Below are 2,471 nucleotides of genomic sequence, written 5' to 3' on the forward strand. Positions count from 1 at the left end.
TCGCGGTCAGCGATCACGGGAGGTCCCCCGTGGGCGGCCGCGCCGGGCGGCGTTGGCACGGTCGGCGGTGCGGACGGTCACCTTTCCTCCTCGGTTCGAGAACGCCCGTGTTCTCGGGTTCGCGACGCTTTCTGATCCGGTAGAAGCACTAGATGACAAAGGTCTTGACCCTCGTCATCTCCTCGATCGCGTATCTCGCACCCTCGCGACCGATACCGCTGTCCTTCACCCCGCCGAACGGGATGTTGGGCGACTCGAACTGCGGTCCGCCGTTCACCACGACCGCACCCACGTCGAAAAGCTCGGCGGCCCGGCGCGCGTGGTCCAGGTTGTTGGTGAAGATCCCCGCCTGCAGGCCGTACCGAGTGTCGTTGACGACCTCCACCGCTTCGGAGAAGTCCTTCACCCTGATCACCGGCGCCGTCGGGCCGAAGGTCTCGAGGCGCACCAGATCCGCGTCCCGTGGCACGTGGTCGAGGACGGTCGGCCAGTACTGGGCGCCCACACGCCGGGCCCCGCACAACACCCGCGCGCCCGCGGCCACGGCACAAGCCACGCGGGCCTCCACTTCGCTGGCGGCGTCCCGGTCTATCAGCGTGCCGATGTCGGTCGCCGGGTCCCCCGGATCGCCGACCACCAGGTCCGACGCAGCGGCGGCGAGTTCCCTGGCGAACTCGTCGGCGACGTCCCCGTGCGCGATGATGCGTTTGACCCCGCGGCACGACTGCCCGGAGGTGGCGAATGCGCCCGCGGTGGCCGCCGCAACGGCCGCAGGAATGTCCGCATCCGCCATGATGACCAGCGCGCCACTGTCCCCGAGCTCGTAGGTTTGCCTGATCATCCCGGCCGACGCGGCGAGCAGCCGGCCCACTCTGGTGCTGCCGGTGAACGTCAACATGTCGATATGTCCGGAATGGACAAGCGCGTCCACGAGCTCGCCGGGTTCGCCGCACACCAACGCGATCATGTCGGGTGGCAAGCCGGATCTGAGGAGCGCGTCGACGAAGCGGATCGCGCTCAGCGGGGTCTTCTCCGACGGTTTGACGACCACCCTGTTGTTGGCGGCGATCGCGGGGGCGACCTTGGTGACGACCTGGTTGAGCGGTCGGTTGAACGGCGTGACGGCGCACACGACGCCGATCGGCTCCCGGGTCGTAATCGCGAGGCGTCGCTGCCGAGCGCTGGTGACGTCGGTTCGGATCGCCTCGCCGGTGATGCGCTTGCCCTCCTCCGCGCAGTACCGGAGTTGAGTGGTGGCGCGGTCCACCTCGCGCCGGGCGTCCATGATGGCGAGACCGGACTCCTGGGAGATCGTGCTCGCGAAATCGTCCCGTTCGCGGTGGAGAAGCTCCGCTGTCGCGGCGAGGATGTCGCTTCGGTCGTACGCGGTGAGCTCAGACCTGGCTCCGGCAAGCCCGCGCGCCGCCTCGAGCGCCTGCTCCGGGCTCGCGCGCACCACCGTCCCCACCACCTCGTCGGTGTAGGGGTTGCGCACCTCCGCGACGCCCACGCCGGGCGACCACCGGCCACCGGAGAACAGACCCTTTGTCGCGTTCATCGGCCGACCTCGTAGGCGACGGCGACGTTGTCGATCAGGCGTGCGCCACCCAGGCGCACCGCCCCGAAGACGCGCAGCTCCTCCACCGGTGTGCCCGCGACGGCCGGGCCGAGCGAACCGGTGTACACCTCGACGTACTCGACCAGGTCGAACCCGCGCGCTAGCAGGGTCTCCGCGATATGCTTCGTGGTCTCGCCGATGACGTCGATGCCGTGCTCGGCGATCCGACGCGCGCCGCGCCGCAACTCCGCGTACAGCCGCGGGGCGATCGCCCGCTGGCCCTCGTCCAGATACGTGTTGCGGCTGCTCAACGCCAGGCCGTCGACGTCGCGCACGGTCGGGCAGGGCACCACCTCCACCGGGAGCCCCTGATCCTCCACCATCGCCCGGATAACGGCGTACTGCTGGTAGTCCTTCTCACCCCAGTAGGTCCGATCGCAGTCGACAATGTGCAACATCTTGAGGACCTCGGTGGTGACCCCGTCGAAGTGCCCCGGGCGCTGCAGGCCGCACAGCACATCGGTCAACCCGCGCACGACGACCTTGGTGCGCACCTGGTCGATGCGCCGCTCACCCGAAGGGAAGATCGTCTCCGTGGCCGGCGCGAAGACCGCGTCACACTCCCGGTCGCGCAAGGCACGGAAATCCGCTTCCTCGGTCCTGGGATAGCGGGCGAAGTCCTCGGAAGGACCGAACTGAATCGGATTGACGAACAAGGTCAAAACCACCTTGTCGCATTCTCTCTGAGCGGCGTCGACAAGGCTCAGGTGCCCTTCGTGGAGAGCACCCATGGTCATGACACAGCCGATGGAGGAACCGGCGGCGCGCCATTCACGCGTCTGCTCACGCACATCCTCGATCGTGTGCAGGACTCTTAACAACGTGCCCCCTCCACAGCCGATTCAGGCATGAT

The 2,471-nt window shown here is 68.1% G+C and carries 2 protein-coding genes; both read right to left on the reverse strand.

Features of this window, described 5'->3' with window-relative positions:
• Window positions 1–148 precede the first annotated feature (148 nt).
• Window positions 149–1,558: an aldehyde dehydrogenase family protein gene (locus tag DD1DGNOD_RS15545; protein ID WP_131766961.1), complete on the reverse strand. Its 1,410-nt coding sequence runs from the start codon at window positions 1,556–1,558 to the stop codon at window positions 149–151.
• Window positions 1,555–2,439, reverse strand: coding sequence for a pantoate--beta-alanine ligase (panC, locus tag DD1DGNOD_RS15550; protein ID WP_131766960.1), 885 nt, complete (start codon window positions 2,437–2,439; stop codon window positions 1,555–1,557). Before panC ends, DD1DGNOD_RS15545 begins: the two co-directional genes overlap by 4 nt.
• Between the last annotated feature and the right edge of the window lie 32 nt (window positions 2,440–2,471).

Source organism: Candidatus Protofrankia californiensis, from assembly GCF_900634765.1.
Taxonomy (GTDB): Bacteria; Actinomycetota; Actinomycetes; order Frankiales; family Frankiaceae; genus Protofrankia; species Protofrankia californiensis.

What these genes read in the sequence shown, in the direction of transcription:
- DD1DGNOD_RS15545 (WP_131766961.1), bottom strand. Translation starts at nt 1,558, where the DNA reads ATGAACGCGACAAAGGGTCTGTTCTCCGGTGGCCGGTGGTCGCCCGGC.